This window comes from Parapedobacter sp. SGR-10, assembly GCF_011030405.1.
GTDB lineage: Bacteria > Bacteroidota > Bacteroidia > Sphingobacteriales > Sphingobacteriaceae > Sphingobacterium.
This window is the reverse complement of record NZ_JAAJTJ010000027.1, coordinates 39,168-55,481: the sequence shown is the minus strand read 5'-3', so window position 1 is coordinate 55,481 and position 16,314 is coordinate 39,168. Positions and strand designations below refer to the sequence as shown.

The 16,314-nt window shown below is 41.8% G+C and carries 13 protein-coding genes; all 13 read right to left on the bottom strand.

The window, feature by feature from the left end; translation table 11 throughout:
- The coding region (locus G5B00_RS15420) for a RecQ family ATP-dependent DNA helicase (RefSeq protein ID WP_205966442.1) at positions 1-3,988 on the bottom strand (3,988 nt) is incomplete at its 3' end.
- 437 nt (positions 3,989-4,425) lie between these two features.
- Complete coding sequence (locus G5B00_RS15415; RefSeq protein ID WP_163877442.1) at positions 4,426-4,635, bottom strand: hypothetical protein; 210 nt, start codon at positions 4,633-4,635, stop codon at positions 4,426-4,428.
- Between the two features lie 34 nt (positions 4,636-4,669).
- Positions 4,670-5,266, bottom strand: a complete 597-nt coding sequence (gene lptC / locus G5B00_RS15410) for an LPS export ABC transporter periplasmic protein LptC (protein WP_163877439.1) — start codon at positions 5,264-5,266, stop codon at positions 4,670-4,672.
- A gap of 5 nt (positions 5,267-5,271) precedes the next feature.
- Positions 5,272-6,588 carry a hypothetical protein gene (locus G5B00_RS15405; protein WP_163877436.1) on the bottom strand — a complete coding sequence of 439 codons (1,317 nt, stop codon included), beginning with the start codon at positions 6,586-6,588 and terminating at the stop codon, positions 5,272-5,274.
- A gap of 272 nt (positions 6,589-6,860) precedes the next feature.
- The gene (locus tag G5B00_RS15400; protein ID WP_163877434.1) at positions 6,861-7,847 is read right to left on the bottom strand and encodes a hypothetical protein; all 987 of its coding nucleotides are present in this window, start codon (positions 7,845-7,847) and stop codon (positions 6,861-6,863) included.
- A gap of 162 nt (positions 7,848-8,009) precedes the next feature.
- On the bottom strand, positions 8,010-8,993 hold the full coding sequence (locus tag G5B00_RS15395; RefSeq protein ID WP_163877431.1) for a DUF6427 family protein: 984 nt from the start codon (positions 8,991-8,993) through the stop codon (positions 8,010-8,012).
- Between the two features lie 33 nt (positions 8,994-9,026).
- Positions 9,027-9,236, bottom strand: a complete 210-nt coding sequence (locus G5B00_RS15390) for a CcmD family protein (RefSeq protein WP_163877428.1) — start codon at positions 9,234-9,236, stop codon at positions 9,027-9,029.
- Between the two features lie 4 nt (positions 9,237-9,240).
- Entirely contained in the window at positions 9,241-9,906 is a 666-nt protein-coding gene (ccsA, locus tag G5B00_RS15385) for a cytochrome c biogenesis protein (protein WP_163877425.1), read from the bottom strand.
- Positions 9,907-9,919: 13 nt separating this feature from the next.
- Entirely contained in the window at positions 9,920-10,579 is a 660-nt protein-coding gene (locus G5B00_RS15380) for a heme exporter protein CcmB (RefSeq protein WP_163877422.1), read from the bottom strand.
- Positions 10,580-10,692: 113 nt separating this feature from the next.
- The gene (locus G5B00_RS15375) at positions 10,693-11,067 is read right to left on the bottom strand and encodes a hypothetical protein (protein WP_163877419.1); all 375 of its coding nucleotides are present in this window, start codon (positions 11,065-11,067) and stop codon (positions 10,693-10,695) included.
- Positions 11,068-11,160: 93 nt separating this feature from the next.
- Positions 11,161-12,996: an ABC transporter ATP-binding protein gene (locus G5B00_RS15370; protein WP_163877416.1), complete on the bottom strand. Its 1,836-nt coding sequence runs from the start codon at positions 12,994-12,996 to the stop codon at positions 11,161-11,163.
- Between the two features lie 120 nt (positions 12,997-13,116).
- Positions 13,117-13,725 carry a hypothetical protein gene (locus G5B00_RS15365; RefSeq protein WP_163877413.1) on the bottom strand — a complete coding sequence of 203 codons (609 nt, stop codon included), beginning with the start codon at positions 13,723-13,725 and terminating at the stop codon, positions 13,117-13,119.
- Positions 13,726-13,844: 119 nt separating this feature from the next.
- Complete coding sequence (locus G5B00_RS15360; RefSeq protein ID WP_163877410.1) at positions 13,845-16,310, bottom strand: TonB-dependent receptor; 2,466 nt, start codon at positions 16,308-16,310, stop codon at positions 13,845-13,847.
- Between the last annotated feature and the right edge of the window lie 4 nt (positions 16,311-16,314).

Sequence of the window (16,314 nt, the reverse complement as noted above, 5' to 3'; positions counted from 1 at the left end):
TCTTTAAAAGTAATCCCGTAACTTGCAACGCTTCTTCATTGGTCTTTGTCAGCACACAGGTTGTTCCCGAAAGTCCGGTTGTCAGCATGTCTTGTACAAGTGGATTGATGAGGTTTCCACTTTGATAACGTACAATCTTTATTTGTCCATTGTCGTTTTGCTTTGCAATGATTGGTGTTTGCTTTAGTCGGTAAGCAATTCGTTTTACAAACTGATTGGAGAAGTCAACAAGATTGCTTTTGCTTCGGTAATTCTCTATTAATTCGTGTTTCACTGCACTATTTTCCCGAATGAATTGCTCCAAATATTTTGAGCTCGCACCTCTAAATTCATAAATATTTTGGTCGTCATCGCCAACCGCAATTACGCGCATTTCTTCGTTTTGTTCCATTAAAGCACTTATTAGACCAAACTCGTCTTTGTCCATGTCTTGTGCTTCATCAATGACCAAAACGGTTTTTGTTATTCGGCTTGCTTCGACTTCGTTATTCTTTATTTTTTCAATCGTCTTTCTTAGGATTTCGCCTGATTTTTCCAAACTACCGACTTTACCCAACAAATCAAAACAATAAGAGTGGAATGTTTTTATTTCAATATAGTTTGCCGCATTTCCAATCAGTTTAAGCAATCGTTTTTTAAATTCGGTTGCTGCTGCTCTTGAAAATGTAATCATCAGCAACTGTTCGTGTTTCACATCTTCCATCAGAAGCAACGAAGCCAATTTGTGAACCAGAACTCTTGTTTTTCCACTTCCCGGACCTGCCGCAACAACAATGTGTTTTGTCTCGTTGTCGTTGATGATTTTTAATTGCGTTGGTGAAAGCTCTCCAAAAAGCTGTTTGAATTTGGTAGGTGTGATATTTCGCTTTATTTCATTTTGACGACTGCCTTTGAAATATTTGTTGAGGAATGAAGAATAGTTTAGCTGAAAATAATCTTCCACAAATTGCAAAGCACTTTTGTAGTCATCAATCATTTTCTTGGCGTATTCGCCAACAATATGAATTTGTTGAACTTTATTTTCGTAAAACTGATGTAGTTTTTGATAATCGTCTTTTGTGTATCTTTTTTTGTTGTCTTGTTCTGTCCGTTCAATGGTCAAACGGTTATACACAACAAGAAAACCACCCTCAATTTTTATCGCTTCAATTCTTGACAAGTAAAAGAGCGTGTCTTCGATGTCGTCAATGCTAATGTCCATTTTGAACAGTCCGGCACTCGCTTCATAAGCATCTTTCAACTCGTGAACAGAAAATTCAACCAAAACTTCTTCTTTTCCTGTATCATCTTCCGATGTGTTTTCATTACTTTTTTCATAGAGAAACTCCACGATGAATTTTGCTAAAACGTGTCGTTTCTCTAATTTATCTTTCAATAATTCTTTCGGGTGTAATGAAAGAACAGCAACGTGGTTTTTTGATTCTAAACTTTGCCGTTTTATCCAATTTTTAATTGCCCAAAAATTGAAGATAGTTTTAATTTTGTTGGTGCTTATCTCGCCAAGGCCTCTTTCTTCCGCTTGTTCGTTCAGTTCTTTTATATGAAATACTTTTTCCTGTTCTTCCAAAAATGGAAGCAAAAAATTTTCGATTTTACTGAATATATCAACAATATTGAGCGAGCGATTTTTATTTTCTCCTTTTTTGATAAATGCGGTCAAATCTTTTGCATCGGCTAAAATCTTCTCTTCACGAAGAAGATTGACAACATTTATCACTTCTTCTCTTACAATTCCCAAATGGTCGCAGATATAATCAACTCTTGATTCTGCTGTTTCTTCGCTTGATTGTTTTCTGCTTTTGCTTGAAAAAAGTTTCTTGATAATCCGAACTCCCTGTTCTTTCTGTTTTTCTTCAAACCTTTCCGAAGCATTGATTTTATCAATGGCTTCCTGTACATTTTTGGAAAGAATACTGTTTGCAAACACTCTCGGCATATTTTGCCCTCGCTTCAAATATCCTGCCTCCTCCAATGCGGCAACGGCAGTCGTTACTCTTGTTTCAATGTCAACAACATTGTCGTCCCAGCCTGCTTTTCTCGCAATCTCCAAAGCAGAGTTTGAAACTGTCGAACGAAATCGTGTGATGTCTTTTATCGCTTTCCAAACCTGCTGAATTTCTTTGATGGAGAGCTTGGTTTGATTTAAAAGAATGAAATGCTTGCTTAAATCTTCTTCATTGAATAATACAAAACAATCAGCCGTAATTTTTTCATCTCGTCCTGCCCTGCCTGCTTCTTGAACGTAATTTTCGAGCGAATCGGAAATCTCATAATGAATGACCATTCCGACATCTTTTTTGTCAACGCCCATTCCGAAAGCCGAAGTAGCTACCATTATTTGAGTTTCTCCGTTGATAAACGAATCCTGATTTTCAGATTTTTCCTGCTTGTCCATTTTCCCGTGATACGGTTTTGCACTAAAACCATCCTCCTTGAGCCTTTCCGCAAGTTTGTATGCTTTCTGTGTTCTTGAAACATAAATAATAGTCGGGCAGTTTTTTACTTCGATCAAATCCCGAACGGCTTGATATTTTTGTTCTTCGTCGCCTTTTTCAAAAACGTTGTATTGTAGGTTTGTTCTTGATGCTTTTGAGGTGAACAGTTCAAGGTCAAGCGAAAGTTTTTCTCTGAAATAATCCCGTATGTCTTCTATCACTTTTTGCTTTGCCGTTGCCGTGAAACACGAAACAGGGATACCGTCTTCCAGATTTTTCTTTTCCTGAATGGATTTGATGAAATCGCCGATGTACAAATAATCAACTCTAAAATCTTGTCCCCACGATGAAAAACAGTGTGCCTCATCAATGACAAAACGGACAATTTTCCGTCCTAAAATCAATCTTTCTATGGTTTTTGACCGCAGTAATTCGGGCGATATGTAGAGCATAGAAGCCGAACCGTCTTCAACCCTTTCAAAAGATTTTGCTCTTTCAATCGGGTCAAGCAACCCGTTTATGGTTACTGCATCCGTAATGCCGATTTTTTCGAGATTGTCAACCTGATCTTTCATGAGCGATTGCAAAGGGGAAATAACGACTGTCAATCCCTTTGCGTTTTCTCCGCTCATCAAAGCAGGCACTTGAAACGTAATGGATTTGCCGCCACCGGTGGGGAAAACGGCAAGAATTGATTTGTTGTCAATGGCAGCCTTAACCGCTTTTTCCTGCAACGGTTCACCCCCGTAGCTTCGGTATGAATCGAAACCAAAAAATCTCTTAAGTCCTTTGTGTGCGTCTAATGCCTGATTACAGTATTCACAGCCGCTTATACAAGGTTTGTTGCGTAAACGCAACATAATTTGTTCCACTCCGGGATAATTTTTCAACACCCAAGGCGGTGTAATGGAGTAGCGGTCGTTAGCGTTAATCAGCGACAGGCAATAGGCTAATTCAACCGGGTGTTCTGTGATGATTTTTGCAAGGTCTATGTTTTCACATATTTTATTGTTGAATTTATTGTGAATCAACCTTTCACGACTTGTATGAACTCCCGTAAAACCTATGAATCTGAAAAAAGCGGAAAATTCCTTTTGGTCGTTTAAAAGCAAATAGAAAATTTGTTTCAGTGTTTCATCCGTTCGTTTGAAAGCCGAAATTTCATCATAAAATAAATCTTTTGCTTTGATAGAATCATTCAGCGGATTATTGGTGTCTTCCGATTGTAGCTTATCGTCTTTGAGTAAGGAATGATATGGATTAGTTGGGAAGAGTAATGGCGAAAGAAATAGGGTGTCAATAATGCTTGTAGCGTTTATTCCTATGTCATTGAGTGCTTTGCCAATGTATTTTATATCGTGATTGAAAATATTGTGCCCACAAATAAATTGCGTTCCGTTGAGAAACTGTATAAACTCGGCTACCGAAGTTTTATGGAATGAAGCCCCGTTATCCTTGATACTTCCAATGTCAAGGATTTTTCCGTTCTTAGGTTCAATCTCCGTATCAATGAACGCAATGGAGTGGTCAATATGTCGGTGTTGCCCTGTCAATGCTCAATTATTCAAAGTTTATTGTTGGTTCATCCATTTTTGCGGTTAAATGCTTCTTAGCCGTATGGTAAGCTAACCCAAACTTAGATAAAATGCTTCGCATTCACGAATACCTGTAGAAAAAAATCAGGAGTAATTTTTTTTATATGCGATATAGCCGAGCTTAATAAGAAAGTCATACGAAAGGATTTACTTCGTAGAGCTCACTTCGTTCGGTTTCCTGCGGAGAGCACTTCATAGTTCGTGCGATAGCATGGATCAGCGGATAGGTTTGTACGTTAGCTAGTCTGGGTTTTATTTTCCTTTATTCAGAAAATTGGAGATTTGTTTTCCAATTTCTTCTATAGTCAGCAGTATTGCTTGGTTTTTTATGCGATTTGTAGTTTCGTTTTCGTTCAAGTCACTATCTTTTTTCTTAAATTATTTGAAAGGTTATACTACCCATCCAATATTGTTTGAATATTCTCTTCGGAAATTGTAGAACTTTTGTCTTCAAATAAGGATTTTGTAAGAGGAGGTTCGTAATCTATTCCCCTTAATCCATAAGCAGTTACTCCATATTCTGAATTAGAGGCGTTTATTTGTCTTGGTGTCGTACATGAGACAAATACAATTGCACTCAAAATTATAAGGCTTAATTTTTTCATCTCCGGTTTCTTACGTTTGTTGATATAAATAACATCACCTCCCAAACGATGGAACCTGCCCGCTGCTTGGAATCATGAAGCCTGTCATACTCTCCCCACGGATGTTCTTAAAATCTACATCTGAACGAAAGGAAGTCGCTTGCATATTGCCTCGGGAATCTGTAAATTGCATTTCTATAGGTACAGAATTATAATACTCCTTTTTCTTTTCATCGTAAAACAGCTCTTCGGTCTTGATCACCGAACCGTCTGCCATATTGATCACGACATTTTTTCGAAATTCGGTAATCCCTTCTATGCTTCTTTGTACACCGTAGTCCGATTTTATCCGTTGCGTTTCTTTTCCGTCGTTATCAAAGAAAATAATCTGTAACCCCTTTTGAAACTCATAATTGCCTGTGCTATCATGATATATCCGTAATTCGGGGCCGGTCAGTTCGGCCTTGACCACAGCTGAGTCACTGTATATGATTTTAACATCGATCGATATATCGACAGCTTCTTCTTTTTGGATATTTTCGATATCGTCAATGTCCTTCATATCATTCTCACAGCTACATAGCGACAATACCCCTATTAAAAAAGGTATTAATAGGGGTATTGCATGCGTGATATGTCGTGCGAGGATCATATTCCTTAATCTAAACTTCTTCTTCGGAACCACAGATCGTTGATGGTAAATCCAAGGTTAATATTGATATACCGTTCGCGGATGAGGTTGTCGTTTAATGTGCCCTGTTGGCCAAACTCAGCAGAAATATTGATTCTGGAAAATGTATTTCCAAAGTTTGTTTCCGGTAGAGGGAGGCCTAATCCGACCGTAATGGCCATATCGTTGATGTCGCGATTATTGAAACGTATCGGCGTATTGTTGTATCTGAATCCCAGTCTATAGTCTACGATATTCCAATAGCGGAAGGAGGTGACGTCGGGCTTGAACTGTCCGCCGATGGCTATGCCGTAGCTTTTTCCGAGCTTAGGTTCTCCCTGCCGCGTCTGAAAATAGGTCCAATCCGCATACTTGAAGTCAGCTCCTACCATCCAGCTGTAGCCTTTGGATAGTGTGAAGCCTACATTGTGCTTCAAAGGTAGATTGATATCCCGTTTGGGATACGTCTGAGAGAATACGGTGTCCAAGGCGATATTCTGAAAGTCGGGGTCCAGTGAACCTTCCGTGCGGGATACAGTGACGGTGCTTGTGTTGGACACGACATTATTCAATGTGCCCGAATAGCCTAACGTTAGGTTCATTTTGCTACCCAAGGACGTAGAATACTGCGCTCCATAGTCCAAGACCAGCCCTCTTATGAGCCTGGATTCTTCGCGTCTCATATTGTATGCCTCAAGTGTATAGGGAAAGGAGACGGCATATATGTCGGACAGACTGCCAAATAACAAACCTGCATTGGCTCCAATGCTGAATCCTTTGATTGGGCTCAGCCCATACCCGACAAAAGCCTTGTTTAGTCCACCCTCTCCGTTGGAAGTCTTCTTGTATTGGATGTTCTCTAGTGTGATGTTTTGTGAAGAATTGTATCCTACATCAGAGAAAGGCATCAAGCCTACGGCTACCCCACCTGCTTTTTGTCCGAGGGGAATGCCAATAGCGATGTGTGAAAAGGCAAAATCAGCCATGTGGTTTGTTGTAGAGCCTTTACCCAGTTGGGTCATGTTGCCGTAGAGGCCTGCTTCCAATATCGTACGGCTGAATGCCGAATAGCTGGCGGGATTTGCCGGATTAAAGGTAGCTAAGCCGGATTGGTACCTCAATCCTGTCGAAATACCACCCATTGCCCTGTTTTGGGGTACTAGATCTTCGCGTATTTGTCCCAAGCCAAATTGTGAATATGGAGAGTGTGAGGAAGTCGTCTGAGCATGCGATTGTACTGACCAGGCAATCAAGCATACTCCCAATAATATATTAAGTGGCTCTAGGGTAAATATTTTATGCATATAATCTTAATTCAGCTACCAAAAGTAAACTTATCTGAGTTGGCAAAGTATAAATCTATTTGTATTGATTTTTTGCTTTTTTCGGTACAAAGCTATCCATTTTTTAAGTATTCCGTAGGTTCATTTTGTTAAAAAAGGTTAAGGTTTTGATTTTTAGTTGTTTATGGGATGTTTTTGGAAAATTAATCCTTTGTTTTAAAGTAGTTGGGTATTAAAAGGCCCTGTCCGACAATCGGACAGGGCAGAATAAACCACTATATAAAAGAACCTTTTTAATTCAAAGCATTGATCAGGCTGACCAGGTTGTTTTTGGTCGTCGTATTGAGATCATTTTCGCTGATCGCTACCGTCGAGCCGGCTGCGACAGTGACCTGTTTGATTGCGTAGATGATCTGTCCATTGCTTTCCGACGTGAAGATCACGTGTACTGTCAGACCGACGGGAACAAAACCGTAATGCTCGGTGAAAAACTTGCCTTCGGTGTCGTATGTATCCAACTGAGCTAATGTATAAGGACTATCCTCGTAAGCTAAAAATACGCCTGCATTAGTATGATTGTATCCGTTGGGTACAGTAACCTTGATTTGGGTTTTGGGGCCGCTATAACTCATAAAGCGATCCACATTTGCCCAACCGAATTCTTGACCGAAAATATCGTAAGAGGTATTCTCTTCATTCGGATTCAGCGGACGTTCCTGTCCTTCTCCCCCTTTGTCTTCTTCCCATGCCAGGTCACCGTTTGCATCGATTTTGCCTTTCCACAAGGTCATACCGGGATCTAATCCGCCTGTGTTGGTTGCAGGTACCTCCAGCGTGAAGTAGCAACCGGAAGATAAGGTTTCATTACCCTGTTTTACTTCGATATTAAACTGACCACCGGTCACCAGGGGTTCTTTCTTGCCTTCATCATTGATTCCCATCAGCGGTTTGTTGGTCGCCACCATGTTCCCACGGTCGTATATTTCGACAAATGACAGTGTGACATCTCCCGAAACAGTATTACCCGCCTGATCTTCCAGACAATTGCCCCAGATTCTTAACTTAACACCTTTTGTCGATGTAAAGTCAATACCGTCTTCGGCTTTGAATGTTTCGGTCTGCACGAGGTCTTGCAAAGCTTTGGCCCTGATGTCCTTAAAACTTGTGGCATTTGGCTGTGCGAAACGTGAAACGTCTTCTCCATTGTTCTTTGAGCAGGAGACTGCTCCCAGTATCAATCCTGCCAATACAAATAATTTGATAGTAGATAATTTTTTCATGACTGTAGAATTTAATGTGTTTTTAAAATCGTTTGTCATTATATCCACGTTATGTACATATTGTTACCTGTTTTTTTGAAAAATTATAGGATTGATATGTGCAGTCGCAGAAAGGTGCACGCGTGTCACGTGTGCTTGAATTTGTAGACTCTAACGGTCATTCTACACAAACTGAAAATAAAGAATGGTCAGGATGATGATAAAATAAAGGGTTTCGTATAGCCATTTCGTTTTGGCGTGGCTGAAATAGAATGCAAGGTATATGGACAGGGGGGGGGCGCACAACAAAAAGTGATTGATGGTGATTTTTTCGTTCAGATAGAAAGAAGCCACGATCAGCAGGAGCATAAAGAACAGCAATTGAAAGGATTTCCGTATCTGGACGACACTTCGGTAGTATTGGTCCTGGAGAACAAACAAGAACATGATCATGGCAATACCAATGGGTATTCCTACAAAATAGTCGTGTATATCCACTTGCAACGTCGTGGGAAAAGAATTTGTAAAGGGCGAGAAAATAGCTATAAACTCATCAAAGCGATCTATCCAGTAATAAATGACACCGATCAAAAAGTAGATAATCGTAAATCCCAGCACTGGGGTTACCCACTCCCGCCAGATGAATGGTCTGAATATAATCAATGCGATCCATAGCAGCAGCAGCATGACGATGAACGGGAAGTAGATCAAACTACCCAGGGCAATGATCATTCCCAAATCAAACATTAATCCTTTGACATCGGGCTGCTTATAGATATTGAATAGCTTGGATACCATCCATATCGTGATGAAATTGCATATCAATGTCGGGGAGAGAACCAGAAAAGGTAGGAACAGACTGACCAATGTCATGTACAGGAGTGCCGTTAGGAAATTTGGCTTCCCCATAAAATTGAAATGATTGATCACACTGTTCAGAAGAAAAGCTTGGGCTAGTGTGAGTACCAAGGTGACGAGCACATTGGCAGCAGGAGAAAGGTTGCTGCCGATTTCCAAACCTGTCAGATTACTGACCGCCGGTTCAAGAACGATAGGGGTCAGATCCTGGGGCAAATGAAAAAAAGCACCTAAACAGAGGATTGCCCCAATAACGGTTACCAAGAAGATATTAACAGGTGTAAATTGTCTACTTTGACTGATAATCATTATGGAAACATTTTTTTGTAAGTCCTTGTTCGTCTATTTGTCTTTTTCGAGTTTTTTAATACGTCTGTCCATCGTGAATAGGTAAATAAAAATACCGATAAACAATGTCAGTACGACCAGCACAACGACCCATATTTTGCCGGAGCTGCGCAAACCTGTGGCCATTTCCACTCCATTAGACTGTGCAAAAGCTGAAAGCAACGACAGAAATAGAAAAGATGTGCTCAAAAATATTTTTTTCATGATGTTAGGACAGTTGAGTTCTTTTGTTTTCAATCAAGCGGATACGGTATCTGAGTGTACATATCCATACACCGGTGAGTATCCATCCGGCAACAGCAGTGTAAAATACAGGCCGCATATAGTTGTCCATATCCAAATCGCCAAAGGTCGAATTGCCTCCGCTTCCCGGATGTAGGGAATCTGTCAGCTTGGGGAGGATGTACAGGAGCACAACCATGATCGGAAAGGCAAATATGTTATAGACGGCTGAAATTTTAGCTCTTTTTTGCTCTTCTTCGAGGGCATTGCGCAAGACCAGATAGGCCAGGTACATCAAGGTGGCTATGGCCGAGCCGTTGAGCTTGGGATCATTCGGCCAAGGGTCGCCCCAGGTGATGTTGGCCCATTGCATACCGGTCAGAAGCCCTAAGAAGCAAAAAACGATACCTGTATTCACGGCTTCTACCGCGATAGTGTCAAATTCAACCTTGCCACTGCTGAGATACTTAACGCTATAGACCATGGATATGGTGTATAGTGTGATCATAGCAAACCACATTGGTACGTGAAAGTACACATTGCGGATAGTTTCGTTCAAGATCGGTAGCTCTGGTACCGGTCCAATGAAACCAGCGACTATAGAAATGCATACAAAACTTGCCGCTAATATTTTCCACCAGATTTTTCTCATCAAATCCTGTTTTTTAGTCCCTCCAAAGGTAAGGAAATAACAATAAAGAAATGGTAATCGTAATCATATTTATTGCCAACAGTACACCGATTTCGCCATAACTACTTGCTCTGTCGGCTCCTTCCAATGCTTGATGCGAGAGTTTGATCAAGACGATCAGCAAAGGGATGATCACCGGAAAAGAGAGTATGGCCATGATCGTACTATTGTTGCCTGTTTTGGAACTGATGCCGGATACCATCGTGAATACTGTTGCAAAACTAATACTGCCCAACAGTACGGCAAGTAGATATAGCAACGGATCGCCTACCGGATTTTTGAAGATCAGCGAATAGACCAAATAGGCTATGGCCGACAGAAAAACCATCAGGAGGATGTTGTATATGATTTTGGAGAGGATGATGGATTTGGGGCTTGCTATACTGTAGTAGTACAGTTGCCTTGCGGGACTTTCCTGTACGAAGGATCGGCTGATTGCATTGATGGAGGCAAAAAGCAAAATAATCCAGAATAAGGCATTCCAGATAACGGTGTCGACAGACTTAAAGGCTTGATAACATACAAATACGGTGGATACCACATAAAGAAGTACACCGTTGATGGCGTACTTCGAACGCCATTCCAAAGTCAGGTCTTTGACGATCAATGATTTTATTTGCTGCAACAGACTCATCCGTATGCAAAGATACGATTTTGCAGGGTTCTTTTATGGGAAAGGGCTGGTCTCCTACATTTGCTTACAACAAACATAGGAGACAGCCTTTATTATATAGATGTTATTTCTTATTAAGCATTGGAAATTTCCGATTTTGCTTTTGCAGCAATCTCTTCGGTTTTGCTGGCAATCTTGTTGGCCGTGCTCGCTGCTTTTTGTGCCAAATCGTTTGTTTTGTCTGCTACCTTATCCACTGCAGTTTTTCCCATGTCTTTTGCACGAGACTTTAATGCTTCCAAGTCTTCTTTCGCCGATTTGGCTAATTTTGCTGCCTTTTTGGCTTCTTTTTTAGATAGCTCTTTTAGGGATTTGGTCAAGTTTTTGATACCACAATTTGCCTTGTCCAATTGTCTCTTGCCATCTTCTGTGTTTAACAGGTAATACGCTGCTGCTCCTGCTGCTAAGCCCAACAAGGCGAAGGCTACCAATCCGTTTTTATTTTTCATGATATAAATATTTTTTAAAGTTTTACCCTAGTCTATACATTGCAAACAACTGTCATTCCAAAAGGTTTTAAGGAAAGTTAAATTAACAAGAATTTAACTTTCTAATTTTTGGGACGACTGTAATGTGTACAAATAGTGGTACAATCCACTACCTTTTGTCAAGAGGTCAATATGGTTTCCGCTATCTACTACTTTTCCGTCTTCGATGACCAGGATATTGTCGGCATTTTTGATCGTGGAAAGGCGGTGTGCAATGATAATGGAGGTCCGTCCTTTCATCAATTCTTCCAAAGCTTCCTGCACGAGACGTTCTGATTCGGAGTCCAATGAAGAAGTCGCCTCGTCCAATATAAGGATGGCAGGATCTTTTAGGAGTGCGCGTGCAATGGCGATACGTTGACGCTGTCCGCCGGAAAGTTTTACCCCTCTTTCGCCGACGATTGTATCGTATCCGTCCGGAAAGCTCATGATAAACTCATGTGCATTGGCTCTTTTCGCGGCTTCAACCACGCTTTCGGCATTGGCTTCAAGTTTGCCATAGTTGATATTTTCCCGAATCGTTCCACCAAACAGCAGCACATCCTGCGGGACGATAGCGACTTGATTTCGGATGTCGGTCAAACTATAGGAATATGCAGGCTCATCATCATAATAGATAATCCCTTGTTGTGGTCGGTAGAATTGTAGGATAAGTGATGCGATAGTAGACTTCCCTGTGCCACTAGGGCCGACTATAGCTACTTTTTGACCGGCATCTACTGTGAAGGAAATGTTTTTTAATGTCTGTACGTCGCTGCGGGTAGGGTAGGCAAAAGCTACATCTTCAAAAGTCAGCTTGCCTTGTATACGTTTGCCGATGACTTTGTCCTCCTCCGCGACCTGGATATCTTCCGACTTTTCGTTCAATATCTCGATTACCCTTTCACTTGCGCCCAAAGCCCGTTGGATACCGGCATATAGCTCGGGAAAGCTACCCATAGAACCTGCCACAAACATGGAATAAAGTATGTATGTCGTCAGATCCCCAACCGAAATTTCGCCGGCAGAAACCAATGTCGCACCATACCAGATCACGGTAATCACTGCGCCAAAAATGCAAAAAATAATAAAGGAGGCGAATATACCGCGGAATGTTGCTCCGCGTACGGCGAGTTTTACGGCAGTATTCAACTTATGGTTATAGCGTTGTGCTTCAAAATATTCGTTGACAAAAGCTTTGACATTACTGATTCCCAATAATGTTTCCTGCACAATGCTGTTGGAATCGGCCAGTTGGTCCTGTGTTTGTTTGGACAGCTTTCGGATGAACCTGCCGAAAAACAAAGCTACCACGATCATGATCGGCAATATGCATAGATTCATCAAGGCCAATTTGGGAGAGACAAAAATGAGCAAAGCTACACCAAAGCATAAGCTGATCGATTGCCGGATGATCTCAGCCAGTGTGGTGGTCATGGTATCCTGGATCTGTGAAAGGTCTGCCGAAAGGCGGCTATTGAGTTCGCCCACACGCCTGTTGGAGAAAAAATCCACAGGCAGGGTAATGAGTTTGAGATAGGAATCCTTGCGGATATTGGCTAATGTTTTTTCGGCTATTTCCACAAAGATGCGGATTCGGAAAAAAGAGAGGATAGATTGAAAGAACAGGATGCTGAGGGATAGGCTTCCAATGAATACCAGGCTATCGGATAGCCAAGGATATGTTTTCTTTCCTTGAGCGGCGTCTATCATAGCACCTAACAAGGCAGGAAAAGTCAACATGGTCAAGCTGGACAAAATCAGAAACAACATACCTATCCCAAACCTAACTCTATAAGGTTTGAGGTAGGAGAAGATTTGGGAAGCTTTTTGGATTAAGACTTTGTTTATCTTAGGCTTCGGTAAATCTTCCGAATGCGAATCACTACTATTCAATCTTGGTCTAGCCATCTATGTACTGCAACTATTGATCTACAACGAGCAAAGGTACACATATCCATAGGGCTTCATATCAAAGTAAAGTCAATTTTTTGGTCACATGTGAGATGTGTGCACTATGTGGGATGTCGATCACGCTTCATCCTTCTCCTTATTCGGATCGGATTGGCTGATGACGTAAGAGGTGTTTTGCGGTGTTTTGGGATGCAGTTTCTTATAGAGCAGGTATATGACGATAAGTAAGCCAATAAATACCAGCCCAAGAACATAGAATATGACTCCGCTACTGTGTTCCTCCTGTTCCAATTCCTTGATCTTGAGACGCAAGCTGTCATTTTCCTCCTGTAGTTTGGAGACAGTCTTCATGTAGGCCGTGACCTGTGCGTCAAATTCCTTTGCCATGCGTTGAAAATGTTCACGTTCGGTATCTTTCAGATCAAGGAGCTTACGGGTTTCCAGAAAGATATTGTTGTCGGTGATGGCGATCGCCTGAAGGATGTCAATAGATTTCTGCATATCGGCCTTTGTCTTGAAAAGCCCGAAAATACCGGTCTTCTCCTGAAGAGATTGATCATATTCGCCAAATTTCCTGCTACGTTCTTCCAACAGAAAATTTACACGTTTCCGTTGGTTTTCGAAGAGCGAAGTATCTGTGTCCAGACTTATATTGGCCATGGTCCCACCCATAGGGGACAGACAAAAGAGCAACACAACGATTTTGAACAACAAGGTGTTTTTCATGTATCTATGTTTTCACGATTAGATGCAAGTTAAGGCATTTCGTTTAAAAGCAAATAAAAAAACGCATATAATGCACAATGGGGTTTCATTACCAAACAATATATCCGATCAGTTGCTCCCTAATACTCTACACCTGCATCATCGCTGGACATATTATTTCTTCTTTTATTTTTGGAGTTGTCTTGCGTGCCAAAACGGTAGGAGAACGAAAGATTGAACATGCGTCTCGACCAGCGCATGTCATTCTCAATATGTCGGGTCGGCAGTAAGGTCTCTATGCCAAACCTTCTGTTGTCAAAAACGTCTCTTACATTGAATACTACACTGCCTTTGCCTTTCAGAACATCCTGTCGTACTGCCAAATCCACGCCGGACATGGATTTCATTTGTCCTTGCAAGGTTTTCATTGGTGCTCGGTAATCTCCTTTCACTTGGGCGGACAAGGTGGAGTTGAAACGGACATTTGTCGTGACATTGGTATTCCATGCAAAATTTTCGGGCCTTGCTATATCAAATTCTGTGTATGGGATCAAGTTGCTGTAAAACATATTGACATTGGCAGTCATGTCCCACCAACGGAATAGGTTGACTTTGGCCACCACTTCTATACCTGTACTGTTGCGATTACCCACATTCTGCCAACGGCTGAAAGTTGCATTCTTGTCCTCCAGATATTTTTCGACGATAGGATCATCGATATCATATTGAATAGGTTGTGTCATGTCATTCACACGTCTGTAGTAAGCCGAGGTCACAAAATTCCATTTCTCGTAGGTTTTGGCAAAACCAAGCTCTATTGCATGGATATCTTCAGGCATGAGTTCTGGATTTCCTTGCCTTAGGTTGGTGGCATCGGACATATTGACAAAAGGATTGACCTGTCGCCCCCTTGGACGTTGTACACGGCGTGTATAGCTCAACTGTACCTTATCACCTTCTTTATTGACCTTATAGGACAAAAAAGCACTGGGATATACCCGAAAATAGTCCAGATTGCCGGGTTCGGTAGATACATTAGGATCCAAACTGGCGTAGACCGTGTGCAAAAAGGCATCCTCAGCGCGTAGTCCGACCTGCATACCCAGTCTTTCCGTCAGCATTCTTTGGTAATTCACGTACAAGGCATGTACAGCACTCTGCATCTCAAAATCATTGCTCACGTCAAAATCCGGCTTGAAATTCCCATCCTGGGATAAGGTGTCCGAATATTGGCTTTCGTCCGAATTTCTCAATATCGTCCTATAGCCTGCCTCAAACTTGTGGTTGTCGCCCAAAGGCAATACATAGTCCAACTGAAAATTCCAATTCTTCCCCCGTTCACTCGTTTGGTTTTTGCGCTCCTCACGGAAACGACCATTGTCAAAAGTCTGTAGGTAGTCATTTATTCCGTCTTCCCTGTCATCCCCAAAGGTGATGTTTGCCGTGATCTCTTCGCCTTTTCTGCGTAGGGCCTGCCTAAAATCCAGTGTGAGGTCGTATCCAAAATCCTGTTCGGACTGTCGGGAGGTGCGTGGGCTTTCTGTACCCAATTCCGGTAAGTTGATGTAACGATAAAGTAGGTCTGCGCCTCTGTCGTTGTCACGGATACTGAAATTTGATCCTAGACTGAAATTTGTTTTTTCTGTTGCAAAATAATCGGCACCAATACGAAAAGAATGATTTCTTCCTTTTCTGAACGTCTCTGAATGGGTGTGGGTGATTTCGCTTGCATCGGTCACGACACCGTCTATCCGTTGGGTATTCGTCACCGAAGATTCTCCGAAACTGTTACGGTTGTTAAAGTTGTATGTCCCGAAATAATTGAATTTGTTGTCTCTGTAATTGAGTGATGTCCCGATCGTATAGTTGTCATAATTGCCTATAGAAGCGTTTACCGTACCGTTAAAACCTGTCAATACATTTTTTTTCAGTACGATGTTGACAATACCGGATTGTCCTTCGGCATCGTATTTGGCGGATGGGTTGGTCATGATCTCCACCTTGGATACGGCCTCGGCCGGTAGGGACTGCAATAGTTTGCTGATATCGCTTCCGGCCATAGCCGATTCTTTGCCGTTGATCAGGATACGGACTCCGGTAGATCCACGCAGACTCACCGATCCGTCGGCGTCTACCTGTAGCGTAGGAACATTGCCCAACACATCTTCAGCTGTTCCGCCGATACTCACCATACTCTGTGATACATCAAATACTTTTTTGTCGATGTCCAATTGCAGATCCGGCAACCGTCCCTGTACGACGACTTCACCCAGTTCCTTTCCTATCGGAATCAGTGTCACTGTACCCATATCCAAGGTCTTGCCAGCCCCGATGCGGATGTTTTCCCGGATGATATCCGACATGCCCACATAAGACACTTTGAATGTATATGTTCCCGGCGATATGTTGTCTATGCTGACCTGTCCTTTGCCCAAGGATTGTGTTCCTCTCAGGTAAGCGCCTGTCTTAGAGCTGAGCAAGGCTACGCTCGCACCTACAATTGGGGCTTGGGCGCTGTCTACGATAATAGCTTTTAGCGATCCATTTTGGGAAAAGGAATAAAAAGGAAATAGGATAAGGATGAAAAATACAAGTTTGGCGTACATGATA

Bases quoted from the DNA above. Each gene is read 5' to 3' on its own strand.
- G5B00_RS15415 (WP_163877442.1), bottom strand. From the start codon at position 4,635: ATGAAAAAATTAAGCCTTATAATTTTGAGTGCAATTGTATTTGTCTCA.
- G5B00_RS15370 (WP_163877416.1), bottom strand. From the start codon at position 12,996: ATGGCTAGACCAAGATTGAATAGTAGTGATTCGCATTCGGAAGATTTA.
- G5B00_RS15390 (WP_163877428.1), bottom strand. From the start codon at position 9,236: ATGAAAAAAATATTTTTGAGCACATCTTTTCTATTTCTGTCGTTGCTT.
- G5B00_RS15395 (WP_163877431.1), bottom strand. From the start codon at position 8,993: ATGATTATCAGTCAAAGTAGACAATTTACACCTGTTAATATCTTCTTG.
- G5B00_RS15360 (WP_163877410.1), bottom strand. From the start codon at position 16,310: ATGTACGCCAAACTTGTATTTTTCATCCTTATCCTATTTCCTTTTTAT.
- G5B00_RS15380 (WP_163877422.1), bottom strand. From the start codon at position 10,579: ATGAGTCTGTTGCAGCAAATAAAATCATTGATCGTCAAAGACCTGACT.
- ccsA (WP_163877425.1), bottom strand. From the start codon at position 9,906: ATGAGAAAAATCTGGTGGAAAATATTAGCGGCAAGTTTTGTATGCATT.
- G5B00_RS15365 (WP_163877413.1), bottom strand. From the start codon at position 13,725: ATGAAAAACACCTTGTTGTTCAAAATCGTTGTGTTGCTCTTTTGTCTG.
- G5B00_RS15400 (WP_163877434.1), bottom strand. From the start codon at position 7,847: ATGAAAAAATTATCTACTATCAAATTATTTGTATTGGCAGGATTGATA.
- G5B00_RS15405 (WP_163877436.1), bottom strand. From the start codon at position 6,588: ATGCATAAAATATTTACCCTAGAGCCACTTAATATATTATTGGGAGTA.
- lptC (WP_163877439.1), bottom strand. From the start codon at position 5,266: ATGATCCTCGCACGACATATCACGCATGCAATACCCCTATTAATACCT.
- G5B00_RS15375 (WP_163877419.1), bottom strand. From the start codon at position 11,067: ATGAAAAATAAAAACGGATTGGTAGCCTTCGCCTTGTTGGGCTTAGCA.